Annotated in this window: 20 protein-coding genes and 1 pseudogene; 14 read left to right on the top strand and 7 right to left on the bottom strand. The window is 59.5% G+C overall.

Annotated features, from left to right (window positions below; translation table 11 throughout):
* The first annotated feature begins 183 nt into the window (after window positions 1-183).
* Both fadD2 and fadD1 read left to right on the top strand, forming a co-directional pair.
* Window positions 184-1872 (top strand): long-chain-fatty-acid--CoA ligase FadD2, encoded by a 1689-nt coding sequence (gene fadD2, locus PSH96_RS22525; protein WP_305455169.1) that lies wholly within the window; start codon window positions 184-186, stop codon window positions 1870-1872.
* A 383-nt stretch (window positions 1873-2255) separates the two neighbouring features.
* Window positions 2256-3947 (top strand): long-chain-fatty-acid--CoA ligase FadD1, encoded by a 1692-nt coding sequence (gene fadD1 / locus PSH96_RS22520; protein WP_305455167.1) that lies wholly within the window; start codon window positions 2256-2258, stop codon window positions 3945-3947.
* 165 nt (window positions 3948-4112) lie between these two features.
* Here fadD1 and PSH96_RS22515 read toward each other — a convergent pair whose 3' ends face one another.
* A complete protein-coding gene (locus PSH96_RS22515) occupies window positions 4113-4490 on the bottom strand; it encodes a hypothetical protein (RefSeq protein ID WP_017139196.1) in 378 nt (125 codons plus the stop codon).
* 200 nt (window positions 4491-4690) lie between these two features.
* Between PSH96_RS22515 and PSH96_RS22510 the strand changes: the two genes are divergently transcribed.
* From PSH96_RS22510 to def, 3 genes are all read left to right on the top strand, one after another.
* Window positions 4691-4876 (top strand): CsbD family protein, encoded by a 186-nt coding sequence (locus tag PSH96_RS22510; RefSeq protein WP_305455164.1) that lies wholly within the window; start codon window positions 4691-4693, stop codon window positions 4874-4876.
* 179 nt (window positions 4877-5055) lie between these two features.
* The gene (locus PSH96_RS22505; RefSeq protein WP_056858638.1) at window positions 5056-6006 is read left to right on the top strand and encodes a YihY/virulence factor BrkB family protein; all 951 of its coding nucleotides are present in this window, start codon (window positions 5056-5058) and stop codon (window positions 6004-6006) included.
* Window positions 6007-6009: 3 nt separating this feature from the next.
* A complete protein-coding gene (gene def / locus PSH96_RS22500; RefSeq protein ID WP_305455162.1) occupies window positions 6010-6549 on the top strand; it encodes a peptide deformylase in 540 nt (179 codons plus the stop codon).
* Between the two features lie 164 nt (window positions 6550-6713).
* Here def and PSH96_RS22495 read toward each other — a convergent pair whose 3' ends face one another.
* Window positions 6714-7532 carry a class I SAM-dependent methyltransferase gene (locus PSH96_RS22495; protein WP_305455160.1) on the bottom strand — a complete coding sequence of 273 codons (819 nt, stop codon included), beginning with the start codon at window positions 7530-7532 and terminating at the stop codon, window positions 6714-6716.
* 59 nt (window positions 7533-7591) lie between these two features.
* Window positions 7592-8029, bottom strand: coding sequence for a GNAT family N-acetyltransferase (locus PSH96_RS22490; protein WP_056858641.1), 438 nt, complete (start codon window positions 8027-8029; stop codon window positions 7592-7594).
* Window positions 8030-8330: 301 nt separating this feature from the next.
* Here PSH96_RS22490 and PSH96_RS22485 point away from each other — a divergent pair, with 301 nt between their 5' ends.
* From PSH96_RS22485 to PSH96_RS22465, 5 genes are all read left to right on the top strand, one after another.
* Window positions 8331-9260 (top strand): fatty acid desaturase, encoded by a 930-nt coding sequence (locus PSH96_RS22485; RefSeq protein ID WP_305455157.1) that lies wholly within the window; start codon window positions 8331-8333, stop codon window positions 9258-9260.
* A 9-nt stretch (window positions 9261-9269) separates the two neighbouring features.
* Complete coding sequence (locus PSH96_RS22480) at window positions 9270-10061, top strand: phosphate/phosphite/phosphonate ABC transporter substrate-binding protein (RefSeq protein ID WP_305455155.1); 792 nt, start codon at window positions 9270-9272, stop codon at window positions 10059-10061.
* A 148-nt stretch (window positions 10062-10209) separates the two neighbouring features.
* Window positions 10210-10791, top strand: coding sequence for a sigma-70 family RNA polymerase sigma factor (locus PSH96_RS22475; protein WP_305455154.1), 582 nt, complete (start codon window positions 10210-10212; stop codon window positions 10789-10791).
* 133 nt (window positions 10792-10924) lie between these two features.
* Window positions 10925-11938: an ABC transporter substrate-binding protein gene (locus PSH96_RS22470; RefSeq protein ID WP_305455152.1), complete on the top strand. Its 1014-nt coding sequence runs from the start codon at window positions 10925-10927 to the stop codon at window positions 11936-11938.
* Complete coding sequence (locus PSH96_RS22465; protein ID WP_305455149.1) at window positions 11938-12864, top strand: aliphatic sulfonate ABC transporter substrate-binding protein; 927 nt, start codon at window positions 11938-11940, stop codon at window positions 12862-12864. Before PSH96_RS22470 ends, PSH96_RS22465 begins: the two co-directional genes overlap by 1 nt.
* Window positions 12865-13308: 444 nt before the next feature.
* On the opposite strand, the gene gstA is transcribed toward PSH96_RS22465, so the two are convergent.
* Entirely contained in the window at window positions 13309-13911 is a 603-nt protein-coding gene (gene gstA, locus PSH96_RS22460; protein WP_305455147.1) for a glutathione transferase GstA, read from the bottom strand.
* Window positions 13912-14007: 96 nt separating this feature from the next.
* Here gstA and PSH96_RS22455 point away from each other — a divergent pair, with 96 nt between their 5' ends.
* The 4 genes and pseudogenes from PSH96_RS22455 to PSH96_RS22445 all read left to right on the top strand — a co-directional run bounded on the left by PSH96_RS22455 (window position 14008) and on the right by PSH96_RS22445 (window position 16651).
* Window positions 14008-14877, top strand: coding sequence for a LysR family transcriptional regulator (locus PSH96_RS22455; protein WP_305455145.1), 870 nt, complete (start codon window positions 14008-14010; stop codon window positions 14875-14877).
* A 167-nt stretch (window positions 14878-15044) separates the two neighbouring features.
* Window positions 15045-15773, top strand: a pseudogene (locus tag PSH96_RS29660) (PAS domain-containing protein); the annotation flags it as partial.
* An 18-nt stretch (window positions 15774-15791) separates the two neighbouring features.
* Window positions 15792-16364 carry a methyl-accepting chemotaxis protein gene (locus PSH96_RS29655; protein ID WP_370694376.1) on the top strand — a complete coding sequence of 191 codons (573 nt, stop codon included), beginning with the start codon at window positions 15792-15794 and terminating at the stop codon, window positions 16362-16364.
* A 116-nt stretch (window positions 16365-16480) separates the two neighbouring features.
* Entirely contained in the window at window positions 16481-16651 is a 171-nt protein-coding gene (locus PSH96_RS22445) for a hypothetical protein (RefSeq protein ID WP_305455141.1), read from the top strand.
* Window positions 16652-16706: 55 nt separating this feature from the next.
* Here PSH96_RS22445 and PSH96_RS22440 read toward each other — a convergent pair whose 3' ends face one another.
* The 3 genes from PSH96_RS22440 to PSH96_RS22430 form a co-directional block, all read right to left on the bottom strand.
* Window positions 16707-17219, bottom strand: a complete 513-nt coding sequence (locus tag PSH96_RS22440; RefSeq protein WP_305455138.1) for a hypothetical protein — start codon at window positions 17217-17219, stop codon at window positions 16707-16709.
* A gap of 157 nt (window positions 17220-17376) precedes the next feature.
* A complete protein-coding gene (locus tag PSH96_RS22435; protein ID WP_305455136.1) occupies window positions 17377-17793 on the bottom strand; it encodes a hypothetical protein in 417 nt (138 codons plus the stop codon).
* A gap of 145 nt (window positions 17794-17938) precedes the next feature.
* A complete protein-coding gene (locus PSH96_RS22430; RefSeq protein WP_305455134.1) occupies window positions 17939-19348 on the bottom strand; it encodes an MFS transporter in 1410 nt (469 codons plus the stop codon).
* Between the last annotated feature and the right edge of the window lie 6 nt (window positions 19349-19354).

Raw genomic sequence — 19354 nt, 5'->3', positions numbered from 1 at the left:
AGTGTATAGCTCATCTGGCCAGGGCTGGTGTATCTGCCTACACGTTAGGGGCAAGATTCATACAATAAATGACACAGTTGCGCGTATTTGCCTGTTTGGCCATAGCTGCTAACGTCCCCAAAGCTCCGCTTTTTATATCAATGAGAAAGCGGCCGGACACACTCAGGTACGAGGACAAGAATAATGCAACCTGATTTCTGGAATGACAAACGCGCGGCGGGCGTTCCCAATGACATCGACCTCACTACCTACAAATCGGTGATCGAAGTCTTTGAACGCTCCTGCAAAGCCTTTGCCGACCGTCCGGCGTTCAGCAACATGGGCATCACCCTGACCTACGCCGAGCTTGAGCGCCAAAGTGCCGCGTTCGCCGGCTACCTGCAAAACCACACCGACCTCAAGCCTGGCGAGCGCATCGCGGTGCAGATGCCCAACGTGCTGCATTACCCGATTGCGGTGTTCGGCGCACTGCGCGCCGGGTTGATCGTGGTCAACACCAACCCGCTGTACACCCCGCGTGAGATGCGCCACCAGTTCAAGGACGCCGGCGTGCGCGCGCTGGTCTACCTCAACCTGTTCGGCTCGCGGGTGCAGGACGTGTGCACCGACACCGAGATCGACTACCTGATCGAAGCCAGGATGGGCGACTTCATGCCCGCCGCCAAAGGCTGGCTGGTCAATACCGTGGTCGACAAGGTCAAGAAAATGGTCCCGGCCTACAGCCTGCCACGTGCGGTGTCGTTCAAGCGCGCCTTGCGCATGGGCGCGGGCCAGGCGGTGGTTCGCCACCCGGTGACCCTGGAGGATATCGCCGTGCTGCAATACACCGGCGGCACCACCGGCCTGGCCAAGGGCGCGATGCTCACCCACGGCAACCTGGTGGCGAATATGCAGCAGGCGCGGGCGTGCATGTCCCAGGTCACCGACGATGGCCAGCCGCTGGTGAAGGAAGGGCAGGAGGTGATGATCGCGCCGCTGCCGCTGTACCACATCTATGCCTTCACCGCGAATTGCATGTGCATGATGGTCACCGGCAACCACAACGTGCTGATCACCAACCCGCGTGACATCGGCGGGTTTATCAAGGAACTGAAAAAGTGGCGGTTCTCCTGCCTGCTCGGGCTGAACACGCTGTTCGTGGCACTGATGGATCACCCCGACTTCAAGACCCTGGATTTCTCCCATCTCAAGATCACCAACTCCGGTGGCACCGCGCTGGTCAAGGCCACTGCCGAGCGCTGGAAGGCACTCACCGGTTGCTCCATCGGCGAAGGCTACGGCCTCACCGAAACCTCGCCGGTGGCCAGCACCAACCCCTACGGCAATCAGTCGCGGCTGGGCACCGTGGGCATTCCGGTGCCGGGCACGGCCATGAAAGTGATTGATGATGAAGGCCGCGAGCTGCCCTTGGGCGAGCGCGGAGAGCTGTGCATCAAAGGCCCGCAGGTGATGAAGGGTTACTGGCAGCAACCCGTGGCGACCGCCGAAACCCTGGACGCCGAAGGCTGGCTGAAAACCGGTGATATTGCGGTGATCGACACCGATGGTTTTGTCAGCATCGTCGATCGCAAGAAAGACCTGATCATCGTCTCGGGCTTCAATGTGTACCCCAACGAGATCGAAGACGTGGTGATGGCGCATCCAGCCGTGGCCAACTGCGCGGTAATCGGCGTACCGGACGAACGCACCGGCGAGGCGGTGAAGCTGTTTGTGGTGGCGCGCGCCCAAGGCGTGAGCGTTGACGAGTTGAAGGCGTACTGCAAAACCAACTTCACCGGGTACAAGGTGCCCAAGCACATTGTGTTGCGTGAGTCGCTGCCGATGACGCCGGTGGGCAAGATTTTGCGCAGGGAGCTGCGTGACATCGCCTGATGTGAAATGCAATAAAAAATGTGGGAGCTGGCTTGCCTGAGATAGCGATGTATCAGTCACCCGATTTATCGGCTGAATCACCGCTATCGCAGGCAAGCCAGCTCCCACATTGCTATTTATCGCTCTGTAAAGCCCATTCCAGAGCCATTTCTTTGTTTATAGAATCTTTGCTCTAAAAATGACCACTAGATATTCTTGAGTCATGTTTATGACTGTAGGGCCTTCTTTTGGCTCTAGGCGGCCCTTGGCAAAGCTGCTACTCTCGGCGCGCTTTGTGACTTCTCGGCCTGCTTGAAAGCGCCAGACTCACCTAAAAAAACATACACCAATAATAATCGCATCAAATGCGATGATGAATTCGCGTCGCTGAGGAGTGGGCTTCCATGAACGAAGACTTTTGGAAGGATAAGTACCCCGCCGGGATTGCTGCAGACATCAATCCAGACGAGTATCAGAATATTCAGGCGGTACTGAAACAGTCCTGCCAGCGCTTCGCCGACAAACCGGCTTTCAGCAACCTGGGCAAGACCATCACCTACGGTGAACTGTACGAATTGTCCGGCGCGTTCGCCGCCTACCTGCAACAGCATACCGACTTGAAGCCGGGCGATCGAATCGCCGTGCAACTGCCCAACGTCCTGCAATACCCGGTGGCCGTGTTCGGTGCCATCCGTGCCGGGCTGATCGTGGTCAACACCAACCCGCTGTACACCGCGCGGGAAATGGAACACCAATTCAATGATTCCGGGGCCAAGGCCCTGGTTTGCCTGGCGAACATGGCGCACCTGGCTGAAAAAGTTGTGCCCAAGACCGCCGTCAAGCACGTGATCGTCACCGAAGTCGCTGACTTGCTGTCGCCGTTCAAGCGCCTGCTGATCAACAGCGTCATCAAGTACGTGAAGAAAATGGTCCCGGCCTATCACTTGCCCAAGGCGATCAAGTTCAACGACGTGCTGGCCAAGGGGCACGGTCAACCGGTCAACGATGCCAGCCCCGCCAGCGGCGATGTGGCCGTGCTGCAATACACCGGCGGCACCACCGGCGTGGCCAAGGGTGCGATGCTCACCCACCGCAACCTCGTCGCCAACATGCTGCAGTGCAAGGCACTGATGGGCTCCAACCTCAACGAAGGCTGCGAGATCCTGATCACGCCGCTGCCGCTGTATCACATCTATGCGTTCACCTTTCATTGCATGGCGATGATGCTGATCGGCAACCACAACATCCTGATCAGCAACCCGCGCGACCTGCCGGCGATGGTCAAGGAACTGTCAAAGTGGAAGTTCAGCGGGTTTGTTGGCCTCAACACCTTGTTCGTGGCGCTGTGCAATAACGAAGCGTTCCGCAAGCTGGACTTCTCCGCGCTCAAAGTCACCTTGTCGGGCGGCATGGCCCTGCAACTGGCGGCGGCTGAGCGTTGGAAAGCCGTGACCGGCTGTGGCATCTGTGAAGGTTACGGCATGACCGAAACCAGCCCGGTGGCCACCGTCAACCCGATCCAGCATATCCAGATCGGCACCATCGGCATTCCGGTGCCTTCTACCCTGTGCAAAGTCATCGCCGACGACGGCACCGAGTTGGCACTGGGCGAAACCGGCGAGCTGTGTGTGAAAGGCCCGCAGGTGATGAAGGGCTACTGGTTGCGCGATGACTCCACCGCCGAAATGCTCGACAGCGAAGGCTGGTTGAAGACCGGTGACATCGCGATCATCCAGCAAGACGGCTACATCCGCATTGTCGACCGCAAGAAAGACATGATTCTGGTCTCCGGTTTCAACGTCTACCCCAACGAGCTGGAAGACGTGCTGACAACCTTGCCGGGCGTGCTGCAATGTGCGGCCATCGGTGTGCCGGATGAAAAATCCGGTGAGCACATCAAGATCTTTATCGTGGTCAAGCCAGGGGCGACCCTGACCAAGGACCAGGTGATGGAACACATGCGCGCCAACGTCACCGGCTACAAAGTGCCCAAGGCCGTGGAATTCCGCGATGCATTGCCGACCACCAACGTGGGCAAGATCCTGCGCCGTGAGTTGCGTGATGAAGAGCTGAAGAAGCTCGGCCTAAAAAAGTAACCGATAAAAAACCCCGCTGATGCGGGGTTTTTTATTACCTGGATTGGAATGCAATCCAAGGTGGGAGCTGGCTTGCCTGCGATAGCAGTGGATCAGCTAGCCCAACTGTGACGGGTATACCGCCATCGCAGGCAAGCCAGCTCCCACATTGTTTTAACCGCGTTCTTACAAGGCAAACTGCGCAAAACCCACACCAGCACCGGCCGGGCGTACATCCTTCAAGAACGAATCCTTATCCGCGCTCAGCTCCAGGGTAATCTCCGGCTTGCGCTTGCCCGCATTGCGCACCACCAGCCCTTCGATGTGTTCGCGCAGGAACGCCGTCGGCACCTTCAGGTGCAGCAACTGGTCAGTTTCAGCGTTGTGCATCAACAAGTGAACCCACTCGTACTGGCCCACACCAATGCGCACCAGCGGCAGGTCGAACCACCAGATGTTGCGTTTGCTGTCCAGGTCGGTGAAGTGGCAGTTGTTGACGCCGAGTACGGCACCGCCCAGTTCCTGGTTTCTACGGGCGATGGCCTGTGCTTTATTGAGTTTCATAACCTTCCTACGGGATCTGTTATTCAGCGTTATAGCCTGAATGTGCCGGGCATTCTCGTGGGTTGGCAGCAAAACATAAAGCCAAACCTGTTCGCTGCGATGAAATGCGCGCTGAAAAATAATTGAAACTCTGCCGAACGGCCGCCGGTCAATCTTTAGGTAATGACCAAAACCCTTGATTGTTCTTTCGGAGAAATACCATGAGCAGCACATCGGATAAGGCAAAAGGTTTGGCCAACGAAGCCGTTGGTAACGTCAAGCAAGGCGTTGGCAAGGTAACTGGCAACGACAAACTGCGCGCAGAAGGCGTGGTTCAGGAAAAGAAAGGCGAAGTGCAGAAAGCTGTCGGCGACACCAAAGATGCGGTAAAAAAAGCCGTCAAGTAAGACTCAATCGCCGGCTGGATTCATGCAGCCCGACGGCCATCCACGGATGGCCGTTTTTGTGTAAAACGTGCAACTAAAGTTTGGAAATTGTTTCAAAGTCGCCAAATGGGCTACTTTGATGTAGAAAACGGCCCCTGAGTCGCCCACGACCTCACCCTTTTGCGGCGAAAGGAGACGCTATGATTTTTCCGGTACTAGACGGCCTCAAGCTCCACAAAGTGCTGGTGCGCACCGTCAAGGAATTCGTCGATGACGAAATGCCCACCTACGCCTCGGCACTGGCCTACCAGATGCTGTTTTCGCTGTTTCCCTTCCTGCTGTTCCTTATTGCCCTGATCGGTTTCCTGCACCTGCCGGACTTTTTCACCTGGCTGCGCATGCAGTCGGAACTGGTGTTGCCGCCCCAGGCGCTGGAGCAGGTCAACCCGGTGATCGACCAGTTGCAGCAGTCCAAGGGCGGTTTGCTCTCGGTGGGTATCGTGATCGCGCTGTGGACCGCCTCGGCCGGTGTACGCCTGATGATGAGCGCAATGAACGCCGCCTACGACGTGGTCGAAGGCCGGCCGATCTGGAAGCGCTTCCCGCTGTCGATCTTCTACACCGTCGGCATTGCCGGCATGCTGCTTGCCGCCGCCGCGTTGATGGTGCTCGGGCCGCAGGTGATGGAATGGCTCGCCGGGCAGATCGGCATGCAGGAATTCGTGGTCACGCTGTGGACTATCCTGCGTTGGCCGCTGATCGTGATTCTGCTGATGTTCGCCGTGGCCCTTATGTACTACGTGATGCCCGATGTTGAGCAGAAATTCCGCTTTATCACCCCAGGCTCCGTACTGGCTGTGGTGGTGTGGATCATCGCCTCACTGGGCTTTGGCTATTACGTCAAAACCTTTGCCGACTACAACGCCATGTATGGCAGTATCGGTGCGATCATCGTCCTGCTCCTGTACTTCTATATTTCCGCTGCCGTGTTGTTGCTCGGCGCGGAGATGAATGCCGTGATCGAGCATATGTCGGCTGAAGGCAAGGACCCAGGGGAAAAGGAATTCGATGAAGACAGCCACACGGATGAAAAACAGCACGTCTCAGGCCTCGGCCGGGACCACTCCAAGCCCACTACCGATGAAGTCTGATCGATGATCCGTGAAATCCTGAAAATGGGCGACGAGCGCCTGCTGCGCATCGCGCCACCGGTTCCGCCGGAAATGTTCGACAGCCCTGAGCTGTGGCAATTGATTGATGACATGTTCCAGACCATGGAACACGTCGGCGGTGTCGGCCTGGCCGCCCCGCAGATTGGTGTGGACCTGCAGCTGGTGATCTTCGGTTTCGAGGCCAGCGAACGCTATCCGGACGCGCCGCCGGTGCCGCAGACCATCCTGATCAACCCGCTGATCACGCCGCTCAGCCCGGTGCTCGAAGAAGGTTACGAAGGTTGCCTGTCGGTACCCGGCTTGCGTGGTGCGGTGGATCGTTACCAGCAGATTCGCTACGAAGGTTTCGACCCCAAGGGCGAGCCGATTGTGCGCGTTGCCGACGGCTTCCATGCGCGGGTGGTGCAGCATGAGTGCGATCACCTGATCGGCCGTCTGTATCCCTCGCGAATTACCGACTTCAGCAAGTTCGGGTTTATCGAAGTGATGTTCCCGGATATGGACCCCGCGGCTGACGAGTAATTTTCAGACGCGCTCATATCTAAATGTAGGAACTGGGCTTGTGTGGGAGCTGGCTTGCCTGCGATAGCATCGCCTCGGTGACACTGATAAACCGAGGTGCCTGCGCAGGCAAGCGAGCTCCCACATAAGTCAGCTCCCACATTTGGATTGCATTCCAGACAGAATCATCGGGCGGGTTTAACGAACCGCAACGTCATCCGATCCGACTCCCCAATTGCCAGATACCTGGCCTTATCCTGCTCCCCATACCGCAACGATGGCGGCAACGTCCACACGCCGCCCGGGTAGTCCTTGGTGTCCTTGGGGTTGGCATTCACCTCGCTCTGGCCGGCCAGCTTGAACCCGGCGTCCGTCGCCAGCTTCACCACTTGCGCCGTGGTCAGGTAGCCGCTGTCCTTGATCGCTTCCAGGTCCGCGCCGTCCTTGGCCCGGTGATCTTCCACGCCCAGCACACCGCCGGGTTTGAGCACCGTGTAGAACGCGTTGAAGGTCGCCGGTGCGGTGCCTGCGTCGACCCAGTTATGCACATTGCGAAAGGTCAGCACGGCGTCCACCGAAGCCGGTTTGCCGAACACCGGGGCTTTGGGGTTGAACTCGACGACGTCGGCCTTGGCATAGCGCGCAGGGTCGGCGGCGAATTTGTTTTTCAGGTTCTGTTCGGACGTCGCAGCATAAGCGCTGCTGCTGGCGGCTTGCACGGCGGCGATGTAATGCCCGTGGTCCTTGAGCAGCGGCGCGAGTATTTCGCTGAACCAACCGCCACCCGGGGTGATTTCGATCACGCTCTGTTTGGCGCTGAGGCCAAAGAACTCCAGGGTTTGCTGCGGGTGGCGGTAACCGTCACGCGCGCTATTGGCCGGGTCGCGCCAACTGCCGGCCAGCACGCTGGCGTACTGCTCGGCGGTAATCGGCGCCTGCGCTGCCTGGCTTAAAGCCGGAGCGAGGAGGGCGGTAAGAGACAGCGCTGCAAGCGTGTTTTTCATGATCATCCTGTAAGGGGCCACTGTGCTGTCGAGGCTAGCACGGGCCTTGCACGGGGCGATCACACATTATCCGCAGTGGTCCTCACTAACGGTTCTAAGCCCATGGCGATCATTGGTTTGTTGCGTTTGTAGCGCACCAGGCGCTCACCCAGGGATTGAGGCAGGGTGGTTTCCTGGGTGAAACCCATACGCTGATACAAGCCCTCCAGCTCCGGATGACACAGCAGCCACACCCTACCTTCCACATCAGCCACTGCCGCAGCGATCAACCGCGCCGCCAGCCCGTGGCCGCGATAGGCCGGGTCGACAAACACGCCGGTCAACCATTGCCCACCCACCACAGGTGTCAGGCACAGCCCGGCGACAATCTCGCCGTCGCGCGCCACCCACAAGCGCCCGCCCTTGAGCGCCTTCATCGAGGAATTATGGCTGCGGTAAAACTTGTTCAGCAGCGGCCACAGTGGCTCTGCCAGCAGTTGGAGGTGCAGTTCGGGCATGGTGTTTGGGCAACGTAATCAAGGGCCGCCGATTATAAGCGCCTTCTGCCGGGCAATAGGTGGTATACCCAGTGTTACATCCCCTTCACGTGGAGCATGCATCATGGCCAAAGGTATGGATTCAAAGAAAGCCGCGAAGAAAAAACCGGCAAAGACCGCCGATGAAAAACGCGCCGAGAAAAAAACCAAGAAGTCCGAAGCCGGCCTGTTCGGGCACTGAGTTACAAGCTTAGAACCAAACGATCTGCAAGATTTTTGCGCCTCACTGCACAGAGCAGGAAACACCTGCTCTGAGCTGCCGATGGCCAACTACCTTGATCTGACCCACCGCCGGGAAATCGAAGCCCTGGCACGCAGTTTTACCGCAATGACCGAATGGCCGACCTGGCTGTTGCTGATCGGCGTGTACGCCGGCTGGTTCGCCGTGATCCTCGCCAGCCACTGGCTGGGCCTGTGGCTGAGCACGGTGCTGCTGGTCCCGCTAGTGACACTCTGGCTGTCGGTGCAACACGAATTGCTGCATGGCCATCCCACCCGTTCGCCCCTGATCAACAAACTGCTCGGCTACGCGCCTTTCGCCGTGTGGTATCCCTATACGCTCTACCGCGACAGTCACCTGTTGCACCACAACGACGAAGACCTGACCCTGCCGGGCATCGACCCGGAAAGCCGCTACCTTAATCAATACCAATGGGATAACAGCTCGTTATTCAAACGCGGGGTGCATTGGCTGACCAAAACCGTACTCGGACGTTTTCTGCTGGCATCGCCGCTGGCCATCGCGCGGTTGGCGCGTCATCAACTCCAGCGCCTGCCCCAGGTGTGGCCGATGTGGCTGGCCCACGGCGGCGTGACAATCCTGATGCTGAGCTTTATTGACCATTACAGCGCCATTGCGGTGTGGCATTACCTGCTGCTGGTGACCGCGCCGGCCTTGTCCCTGGCGTCGATCCGTTCCTACTATGAACACCGCCCACACCTGCAGCCGGAACAGCGCACGGTGCTCAACGAAGCGTCCTGGCCGTGGACCTGGCTGTTCCTCAATAACAACCTGCATCTGGTGCACCACGACTTGCCCAAGTTGCCCTGGTATCTGCTGCCCACGGTCTACCGGGCGCGACGTGAACAATGGGTGGCGCGCAGTGGCGGCTTTCTGGTGCAAGGTTATGGCCAGTTGATCAGCCGCCACGGCCTCAAGGCCATCGACAGCCCCCGGCACCCTTTTGCGTGAGAGACGACCATGAGTGACCACTACGCCGAGTTGTTGATGTACGTCGCGCCCGCAGCGGTGCAACAGGCCAACCAAGCGTGGCTGACGCGCATTTTCGAGCGCCTGAACCTGAACCGCCGCAACGCCGACCACCTCGACCTGCAAGGCCTGTGGCTCGCGCCCGAACTGCTGGTGACGCAAACCTGCGGCTACCCGTTGATGACCCAACTACTCGGCAAAGTGCGCGTGATCGGCCGCCCGCGCTATGAGCTGGCCCACAGCCGCCAGGGCGGACATTGCAGCCTGCTGCTGACCCGCGACGACAACCCGCGCACTCAGCTTGCGGACTTTTACGACAGCCGCGGCGTGATCAACGGCCACGACTCCAACAGCGGCATGAACCTGCTGCGCGAGCGCCTTGCACCGCTGCACCGCGAAGGCCGTTTCTTCGCCAGCGTCGGCATCAGCGGCGCCCATCGTGAAAGCCTGCGCTGGCTGCGCGAAGGCCGCGCCGACCTTGCGGCCATCGACAGCGTTACCTACGACTACCTCGCCCGTTTCGCCGCCGAAGAAGTGGCGGGGCTGCGCATCATCACCCACAGCGCGCCGAGCCCGACCTTGCCCTTCATCGGCCCGCTGCACTTGAACGATGAGCAAGCCGCGCACATTCGTGACGTGATGAATCAAGCGTTGCAGGATCTACCGCACGTGGTCGAAACCCTCGGCATCCAGGCAGTCCTGCCTGCCAGCGAAGACGACTACCAAGTCCTGCTGAACTATCAGCAATACGCCGCCACCGCCGGTTACCCGCACCTGCGCTGATCGTTCCCGCGCTCCGCGTGGGAGCGGTAAAGCTTTAATAAGGTTATATAAAAATACCTTTTAAATATTATTAAAGAATAAGTAGCCTTGCTAGGATCGCTCCACCGGAACACCGGACATAACGCGCAACCTCTCAGATGGAGCCACTATGTCCGGCGCCGACACTTCTCACCGCGATTACGTGGGCGGATTGTTCCGCAGTCATTACGACTGGCTGTGCAGTCGTTTGCACCGCCACCTCGATTCCCGTGCACACGCCGAAGACATCGCCGCCGACACCTTCGTGCAGCTGTTGACTTCACCCGGCGTGCTGCCGATTCGTCAGCCTCGCGCCTTGCTCACCACCATCGCCCAGCGTTTGATGTACCAACTGTGGCGGCGCCGTGACCTGGAACACGCTTATCTCGACGCCCTGGACAACGACGAAACCTCCAACGCACCGTCGCCCGAAGACCTCGCGCAAATGCTCGAGGCCCTGCAGGCCATCGACCAATTGCTCGACGGCTTGCCGGCCAAGGTCAAGGCGACCTTTTTGCTTTCGCAGCTCAATGGCCTGACCTATCCCGAGATCGCCGCCGAGCTGGGCATTTCCCCACGCTCGGTCAGCGACTACATGGCCCGTGCGCTCAACCGTTGCCTGCGCCAGACGCCAGGCCAGCCATACAGCTACCGGTCACCGACCGCGCCGGAAGGGGCGTTCTACTGCACGCGGCTCAGTTATGACTTTTAAACAACTTGAGTAGCACACCCATCCAGTGTGGGAGCTGGCTTGCCTGCGATAGCGATGTTGAAGCCACCATCGCCATCGCAGGCAAGCCAGCTCCCACCGTTGATCTCCTGTGTTCCGGAAAATGAGGTTCTGCATGAAAACAATTAAAAACCTGCTCGGTGGCTCGCTGCTGGCACTTGCTGTCCTGACGCAGCCAGCCCAGGCCGCCGACGCCATCAAACCTATCCACTTCGGTGACATCACCTGGGAAAGCGGCAGCCTGATCACCGAAGTGCTGCGCCTGATCGTCGAAAAAGGCTACGGCCTGCCTACCGACACCTTGCCCGGCAGTACCGTGAGCCTGGAAGCCGCCTTGGCCAAGGATGACATCCAGGTGATCGGCGAAGAATGGGCCGGGCGCAGTCCGGCGTGGGTCAAGGCCGAGGCCGAAGGCAAAGTATTCGGCCTGGGCGACACGGTCAAAGGCGCCACCGAGGGCTGGTGGGTGCCCGAATACGTGATCAAGGGTGATGCCGAGCGCGGCATCAAACCGCTGGCGCCGCAGCTTAAGTCGGTGGCCGACCTGGCGCGCTACAAAGACGTGTTCCGCGACCCGGAAGACCCGAGCAAAGGGCGCTTCCTCAACAGCCCCACCGGCTGGACCTCGGAAATCGTCAACAGCCAGAAGCTCAAGGCCTATGGCCTGACCGACACCTTCGTCAACTTCCGCACCGGCTCCGGCGCGGCACTGGATGCTGAAGTGGCCTCCTCGATCCGTCGTGGCAAACCGGTGTTGTTCTACTACTGGTCGCCGACGCCACTGCTCGGCCGCTTCAAGCTGATCAAGCTCGAAGAGCCGCCGTTTAACGCCGACGCCTGGAAAACCCTGGCCGACGCCAACAACCCGCACCCCATTGGCACGCGCTCGATGCCTGCGCATTTGGCGATTGGCGTGTCGGCGCCGTTCAAGGCGCAATACCCACAGTTAGTCACCTTCTTTGAAAAAGTCGACCTGCCAATCGACCTGCTCAACGGCATCCTCGCGCAGATGAGCGAGAAACGTGAACAGCCGCGCCAGGTCGCGCTGGCGTTCCTCAAAGAGCAGCCGCACGTGTGGCAGCAATGGGTGCCTGCGGATGTCGCGGCCAAGGTCAAGGGAGCGCTCTGATGTTCAAAATCCTCGCTGCTGTTGTTTTTTCGCTGGTGGCCGGCAACGTGCTCGCCACCGAACCGTCCACCTTGCGCATCGGCTACCAAAAAAGTTCGGTGAGCATGGTGCTGGCCCGTGAACACAAGTTGTTCGAAGAGGCGCTGCCCGGCACTCAGGTGCAATGGACCGAATTCCTCGGCGGCCCGCCGCTGATCGAGGCGCTGAACGCCGGCAGCCTGGACATCGGCAATATCGGCGACATCCCGCCGATCTTCGCCCAGGCCGCCGGCATCGACTTGCAGTACTTCGCCGTCGAGCCCAACGAAGGCAAGACCGAAGCGGTGCTGGTGCCCAAAGCCAGCAGCCTCCAAAGCGTGGCCGAACTCAAGGGTAAGCGCGTGGCGCTGCTCAAGGGCTCCAGCGCGCACAACCTGTTCCTCAAGAGCCTGCTGCGCGCGGGCTTGCAGTGGAAGGATGTGAACGTGGTGTACCTGTCGCCGTCCGACGGCCGCGCGGCGTTTGAGCAAGGTAAAGTCGACGCCTGGGTGGTGTGGGACCCGTACTATTCGGCGGCCGTGGTCGATGGCTCCGCCCGTGTATTGGGCGACGGCCAAGGCCTTAACCCGGCCGGCAGTTTCTTTGTGGTCAACAGCCCATTTGCCAAACAGTACCCGCACGCCGTCGCCACCATCATCAAGACGCTCGGCAAGGCCCAGCGCCTGTCCCTGGACCAGCCCGAAGAAAGCATCGCCTTGATGGCCAAGACCTTGGGCCTGCAACCGGCGGTGGTCAAAAGCTACTTCGAACACCGCTCGCCGGAGCCGATTCGCCCGCTGCAAGCCATCGACATCGCCAACCAGCAGCGCACCGCCGACCTGTTCTTCGCCAACGGCCTGATCCCGAAAAAGGTTGATGTGCAGCAAATCGTATTCAAAGCGCCATAAGCACCTATTTTTCTGTGGCGAGGGAGCTTGCTCCCGCTGGGTTGCGCAGCAGCCCCAGAACCATTCACCGCGTACCGCCTGCAAGAACGCGGTGGTCATGATTGGGGCCGCTGCGCAGCCCAGCGGGAGCAAGCTCCCTCGCCACAAAAACTAGCAGTGAACAGACCATGCAACCGATCTACATCGACTTTATCAACGGCCTGGGATTCATGCGTCGGTGCGCAGTCAGGTGGCGCATCTGGATCAGGATCGTTCGGGGTCGGTGGATGTGTTGGCACTGAGCACTTTCATCCTCGATGGCCACCTGAAACCCTTTCTCTAAACCAATGAAGATCAAATGTGGGAGCTGGCTTGCCTGCGATGGCGATAGCCCAGACAGCACATCATTGCCTGACACACCGCCATCGCAGGCAAGCCAGCTCCCACAGTGGAGTGCATTTCAGGTCATGCGGATTCGGCAGCCAGCGCCGCAGTCACGGCAGGCCGTGCGCCAACGCGTTGCATAAACGCCGTCAGCGCCGGCCACGGCTGCAGATCAATGTCATGAACCGCCGCCCAGCGCAGCAGCACAAACAAATACGCATCCGCTACCGAGTACTGCTCGCCCAGCAAATAATCCTGACGCTCCAGCGTCTGCACCAGAAACGCAAAGCGCTTGAACAACTTGGCCACGAACGTGGCTCGCACTTCGCCTTGAATCGCCGGGTTAAAGAAAATCCCCAGCCCGCCGTGAATCTCGCTGGCGATGAAATTCAGCCATTCCTGCAAACGCACACGCTCCCAGCTGCCATTGGCCGGGGCCAGTTGGGCAGCGGGTTTCAGGTCGGCCAGGTATTGCAGGATCGCACTGGCTTCGGTGAGTACCTGGCCGTTATCCAGTTGCAGCGCAGCCACATAGCCCTTGGGGTTTATTTGCAGGAAGTCTTCGCCATCGGCAGTGGTTTTGGCCTTGTTATCGACCCGCACCAGGTCGAACGGCAGCGCCAGTTCGCGCAGCACGATGTGGGGGGCGAGGGAACAGGCATTCGGGGAAAAATACAGTTTCATGCGGGGCTACTCGGTTGAATTTGCGCCAGTCTCGCGGGCATGGCACCTTGCGTAAAATTAAACCTTCAGACCCCATCCATAAGGACAGCTACTGCCATGATGAACCTGATGCACTGGCGCTTGCTGGTGGCCGTGGCCGATCACGGCAGCATTACGGCGGCCGCCGAGCAGGTGGGCATGACCCAGTCCGCGGCCAGCCAGGCCATGGCCAACATGGAAGCGACCTTGGGTGCGCAATTGTTCACGCGTGAGCCGCGCAAGACCTTGCCCACCGCGCTCGGGTTGAGTGTGATCGAACACGCGCGGGTGATGATGGGGGCGTTGCATGCGATTCGGACGACGGTCGACGACGCTCGGCCGCTGCTGCGTGGGAGTATTCGTATCGCCAGTTTCCCGATGGTGATGGCGGCTTTTCTGACGCCGCTGCTGCAGCGTTTTCGTCAGTTGAACCCCGGTATTGAAGTGACCGCGCTGGATGTCACGGACAGCGAAGTGCTCACCTTGCTCGACGCCGGCCTGATCGACCTGGGCGTGGTGCTCAACCCCAAGCCCGAGCGCAACGCCACCGTATTGGGGCGAGATTGCTGGATGGCCGTGTTGCCGACCCATCATCCCTTGGCGCAGCGCCCGGCCAACGCCGGCGTGTCGTTCGAGGAGCTGCTGGAACAACCTTTCGTGCTTGCCACCGGCGGTTGCACCGCCAGCGCCCGCAGCTTGGCCAACGCTGCGGGGCTGGCGCTGCGTGATATTCGCGTGGAAGTACGCGAATGGAACAGCGCCTACAGCCTGGTGCGCGAAGGCGTCGGCGTTACGCTGGTGCCTGAAATGGCGCTGCCGGTAAAGCGTAATGGCTTGCGCGTGATGCCGCTGACCGTCCCGCTGTATCGTGAGTTTGCGTTGGTTGCCTCAACTACCCGCCCGCTGTGCGCGGCTGCGCATGAATTGTTGAAAATGCTGGCTGACTAGTGGCCTTGCATAGCGCGAAGCCCTGTCTATGCTCACCCAGAACCGTTGATGACGTTTGGCATATAAAGCGTTTCAGATGGTTATTTCCCCATGAAGGTTTGCCAGCACTGTCCAGAAAATAAAAGGAATGCGCCTTTCGGGCGCCGGGAATCAAGGGTGATCTGACCATGTTCAACCGCCATCACAAATCCGACCTGCAAGAAATCGCGCGTTTCTCCTGCGCCCTCACCGAAGCCAACGCCAAACTCGCCGCCATCAGCCGTTCGATGGCGATGATCGAGTTCGACCGCAATGGCGTGATCCTCGATGCCAACCACAACTTCTGCACAGCCATGGGCTACAACGTGGAAGAGATCCGCGGCAAACATCACCGTATTTTCTGCGAAGAGGCCTACACCCATACTGAGGCCTACACCCAGCTATGGCGCGACCTGGCGCGCGGCGAAGCCCTCAGCGGCACCTTCATGCGCCTGAACAAGCGTGGCGAAGAAGTGTGGCTGGAAGCCAGTTATATGCCGGTGCTCGACAGTGGTAATCAGGTGCAGAGCGTGATCAAAGTAGCCTCGGATATTTCTGCGCGGGTCCACCATGAGCATGAGAACCAGAGCCTGATCGACGCCATTAGCCGTTCCATGGCGGTGATCGAGTTCACGCCCCAGGGCCAGATCCTCAACGCCAATGACAACTTCCTGCGCACCGTGCAGTACTCACGGGAAGAAATCATCGGCCAGCACCACAGCATGTTCTGCCACCGTGCCGAGGTTGAATCGCCGGCCTACAAGGCATTCTGGGCCTCGCTCAACCGGGGGGAATATCACTCCCATCGCTTCGAGCGCAAGAATAAATACGGCAAGACCCTGTTTCTGGAAGCGTCCTATAACCCGATTTTCGACACCAACGGGCGCCTCTACAAAGTGGTGAAGTTCGCCAGCGACATCACCGACCAGGTCACCACCCTGCGCACCGCCGCCGATTCGGCGCATGCCACCTCGGTGCAAAACGACGCCTGCGCGCGCAAAGGCTCGGAGGTGGTGCAGCAAACCGTGCAGATCATTGAAGAGATTTCCAGCGACTTGAACCAGGCGGCCCAGAGCATCGACGCGGTGAGCAAACAGTCGGACATCATCGGCTCCATCGTGCAGACCATCCGCAGCATTGCTGAACAGACCAATATGCTCGCGCTCAACGCGGCCATTGAAGCGGCGCGGGCCGGCGAGCACGGGCGTGGTTTTGCAGTGGTGGCCGATGAAGTGCGCAGCCTGGCCGCACGCACCAGTCAGGCGACGGTGGAGATTGTGGAGGTGGTGCGCAAGAACCACGACCTGTCGCTAAGCGCGGTGTCGAGCATGCAGTCGAGCCTGAGCCGCACAGGGCTGGGTGTGGAATTGGCGAATGAGGCGGGGCAGGTGATCCTGGAGATTCAGGAGGGCTCACAGCATGTGGTGGATGCGATCAGCCAGTTCAATTCGACGTTGCAGTTGCAGTAGACGTCTTGCGGCTCGCTGGCGGCGCAGGGGCGGCAGCCGGCTTGACCGCAAACGATGCCGTATAAAGGTGCCTGCCAAGAACCTGACCGAGGCCTTCAAACTGTTGGCCGAGAACGGTGGACACGACCCTGACGAACTTGATGGCCTCCGGGGAAGCCAGGGCACTGTATGCGAAGTGGTTTGAGTTGCCGATTGTGATCAAGACGCTGAATGTGAACGTGCCCTTTTCAGCGCAGATGGAGCAGATCTTCAGCGCCTCGACGGATCAGCCGGGTAAGGCGTTGTAAGGTTATTTGCGCAAGGAGGGGAGCCGCGCTGCTCCCCTCCTCAAAGCCTGCGTAGTCAGATCGCGGCCAAGGTTTCTTTCACTGTCTGTGCCTGCGGGTCAGCGGTCTTCGCCGCGACTTGCTGTTCTTGCTGCTGCTTCATGCGTTCGGCCACTTCCTTGGCGATCGCATCTTGTTTTTCCTTCGGCATGGCCTGCACTTCTTCTTCGGTCAAACCCTGCTCCTTGAGCAGTTGTTCGCGAATGCGCTCGGCCGGGGATTTGCTCATGTAGTCGGTGAAGTCGGCACGCGCGGTGCTGGTGCTTGAGCCGGTCGCTGGCACATCCGTCGACGCCGTAGGGGCTGCGGTGGTGGCTTGCAACTGCACGCGGGTCTTGGCGAAGGCTTCGTCGATACGGTCGTTGGCCTTGTCCAGGTCCTTCTGCGCGGCCGGCACGGTCACGCTCTGCTGGGCCGCTTGCACGGCACCGCTGTACAGCGCGCTGGCGGCGGCGTTGGCGGGGTCCATGTCGGGGCGCTTGAGCTGTTGCACGGTCGACACAGCTTGGGTGTTGTTGTTAACCAGCATGATCGGTCACCTGTGGATATGTTCGGTGCCACAGCTGGAGCAAATAGTGTGCCGACGACAAAACCCGCGTATCTGCGGGGCGTGGGTGGGTAAGGCGGCAATTGATGACCCCGTAAAGGCCAACTATTGCCGCTGCCATCGCCAGGTGTTGCCTTGTTTATACCAAGCGGATGTCAAATGTCCCATTGAACGATCGCACTGTGCCATCGACCTCTGCGTCGAAATTGAACCCCCCCACAGCGTATTGTCTATCCGCTTCATAGGAGGTCAAGAAGAGCTGGCCAGTTGTGGAAGGATAAGAAGTTCGCTGGCCATCGGCGGTTTGGCGAAAATAGCGTACTTCAACTACATTCGGCCACGGTTGAGGGAGTAGGATCTGGCCTGGGGTTGTGCCTTCGGGAAAAAGGATATGAATGCCGATAGAGCCGCCGTTACGGGTGGGCTGTAAACCATACAGATTCACATCTCTGGATTGGCGATATTCGACGTTGTCAGTACTGATATTCCCTTCGAAACTTGTCGATGTCAGACGCCCTTTCGATTTCGGACTGGCGTTTGCTTTTTTTCCTGTCATGTCCTGCTCCCTGTTGTTTGCCTGCGGCGGCCCTCGATGGGCGTGCCTATTCAGTAGTAGAGCGTCTTAAGCAAGGGCGGTCTACTGTCAGAACTAACAGGTAGTGGTCTAGGCAGATAATGGCCAGGGCGCTTCCTGAGCGTGATCAGTGGGCAATATTTTCCAGCGCCAGGTTACGCGTACGCGGCCCGAACCAACTGATGGTGATCATCACGATCAACATGCTGCTGGCGATAAACGCGAGCACCCCCGGCGTGCCCAGGTGTTCGAGGATAAAACCGATCAACAAGCTGCTGAACACCGTGGACAAGCGGCTGAACGAATAGCAGAACCCCACCGCCCGCGCGCGGATATTGGTCGGGAACAGTTCACTTTGGTACGAGTGATAACTGAAGCTCAGCCAGGCGTTGCAGAAGGTGATCATCACGCCGCAGATCACCAGCCCCACCGCCGTGGTTTGCAGGGCAAACAGGCTGCCGAAGATCATTGCGCCCATGGCCGAGCCAACGATCTGCCATTTGTTTTCAAAGCGGTTGGCCACTTTTACAAACAGCAACGGCCCCAGCGGGTAGGCGAGGGTGATGATAAAGGCGTACATCAGGCTGTGGGTCACGCTCACGCCCTGGCCCGACAGCAACGCCGGCAACCAATTGCCGAAGCCGAAAAAGCCGATGGCCTGGAACACATGAAACACAATCAGCATCAACGCACGGCGGCGGTACGGCGGTTGCCAGATATCGGCGAAACGGCCGCTGCCTTGCACGCTGACGGCCTGCGGTTCGGGTTCATCCAGCGGTTTGCCGTGATCCTTTTGGCAGCGCGCCTCCAGGCTGTCCATGATTTGCCCGGCCTCATCAAAGCGGCCTTTTTGCGCAAGCCAGCGCGGTGATTCCGGCAGGCGCTTGCGCAGTTGCCAGATAAACAGCGCAAACACTGCGCTGCTGAGCACCACCCAGCGCCAGCCGGACACCCCGAACGGCGCCTGGGGCACCAGCCACCACGACATCAACGCCACCGCCGGCACCGACAGAAACTGGATAAAAAACGCGAAGGCAAACGCCGAACTGCGCATGCGCTTGGGCACCAGTTCCGACAGGTAGGCGTCGATGGTCACCAGCTCGATCCCCAGGCCAATACCCACCAGAAAGCGCATGCCGATAATGCCCAGTGCCGAGGTTTGAATGCCCATCAACACCGTGGCCACGGTGTACCAGACGAGCGCAAAGGTAAAGATCGCCCGGCGCCCGAAACGGTCGGCGATGGGGCTGAGCAGGCTGGCGCCGAGGAACAGGCCCAGAAAGGTCGCCGAGGCGAACGCGGCCTGGTCCGAGAAGCCGAACACGCCCTCGCTGCCGGTGTGGAAGATCCCGTCGCTGATCAAACCGGGGCTGATATAGGCGGTCTGGAACAGGTCATACAGCTCGAAAAAACCACCGATCGACAGCAGCGCCACCAGGCGCCAGACGGTGGCGACGGCGGGCAGGCGGTCAATGCGCGCGCTGATGTGGGCAGCGCGGATCGGGTCGATGCCGTCGGCGGTGGAGAGTGCGGGCATGGGCAG

It is taken from the genome of Pseudomonas sp. FP2338 (genome assembly GCF_030687515.1).
In the GTDB taxonomy this organism is placed as follows: Bacteria; Pseudomonadota; Gammaproteobacteria; order Pseudomonadales; family Pseudomonadaceae; genus Aquipseudomonas; species Aquipseudomonas salomonii.
The sequence above is the reverse complement of the archived record's forward strand: the minus strand, read 5'-3'. Positions and strand labels throughout refer to the sequence as shown.

Bases quoted from the DNA above. Each gene is read 5' to 3' on its own strand.
- PSH96_RS22470 (WP_305455152.1), top strand. From the start codon at position 10,925: ATGAAAACAATTAAAAACCTGCTCGGTGGCTCGCTGCTGGCACTTGCT.
- PSH96_RS22485 (WP_305455157.1), top strand. From the start codon at position 8,331: ATGGCCAACTACCTTGATCTGACCCACCGCCGGGAAATCGAAGCCCTG.
- PSH96_RS22465 (WP_305455149.1), top strand. From the start codon at position 11,938: ATGTTCAAAATCCTCGCTGCTGTTGTTTTTTCGCTGGTGGCCGGCAAC.
- PSH96_RS22490 (WP_056858641.1), bottom strand. From the start codon at position 8,029: ATGCCCGAACTGCACCTCCAACTGCTGGCAGAGCCACTGTGGCCGCTG.
- PSH96_RS22455 (WP_305455145.1), top strand. From the start codon at position 14,008: ATGATGAACCTGATGCACTGGCGCTTGCTGGTGGCCGTGGCCGATCAC.
- PSH96_RS22515 (WP_017139196.1), bottom strand. From the start codon at position 4,490: ATGAAACTCAATAAAGCACAGGCCATCGCCCGTAGAAACCAGGAACTG.
- PSH96_RS22510 (WP_305455164.1), top strand. From the start codon at position 4,691: ATGAGCAGCACATCGGATAAGGCAAAAGGTTTGGCCAACGAAGCCGTT.
- PSH96_RS22440 (WP_305455138.1), bottom strand. From the start codon at position 17,219: ATGCTGGTTAACAACAACACCCAAGCTGTGTCGACCGTGCAACAGCTC.
- PSH96_RS22480 (WP_305455155.1), top strand. From the start codon at position 9,270: ATGAGTGACCACTACGCCGAGTTGTTGATGTACGTCGCGCCCGCAGCG.
- PSH96_RS22430 (WP_305455134.1), bottom strand. From the start codon at position 19,348: ATGCCCGCACTCTCCACCGCCGACGGCATCGACCCGATCCGCGCTGCC.
- fadD2 (WP_305455169.1), top strand. From the start codon at position 184: ATGCAACCTGATTTCTGGAATGACAAACGCGCGGCGGGCGTTCCCAAT.
- PSH96_RS22495 (WP_305455160.1), bottom strand. From the start codon at position 7,532: ATGAAAAACACGCTTGCAGCGCTGTCTCTTACCGCCCTCCTCGCTCCG.
- PSH96_RS22505 (WP_056858638.1), top strand. From the start codon at position 5,056: ATGATTTTTCCGGTACTAGACGGCCTCAAGCTCCACAAAGTGCTGGTG.
- fadD1 (WP_305455167.1), top strand. From the start codon at position 2,256: ATGAACGAAGACTTTTGGAAGGATAAGTACCCCGCCGGGATTGCTGCA.
- def (WP_305455162.1), top strand. From the start codon at position 6,010: ATGATCCGTGAAATCCTGAAAATGGGCGACGAGCGCCTGCTGCGCATC.
- PSH96_RS22475 (WP_305455154.1), top strand. From the start codon at position 10,210: ATGTCCGGCGCCGACACTTCTCACCGCGATTACGTGGGCGGATTGTTC.
- PSH96_RS22435 (WP_305455136.1), bottom strand. From the start codon at position 17,793: ATGACAGGAAAAAAAGCAAACGCCAGTCCGAAATCGAAAGGGCGTCTG.
- gstA (WP_305455147.1), bottom strand. From the start codon at position 13,911: ATGAAACTGTATTTTTCCCCGAATGCCTGTTCCCTCGCCCCCCACATC.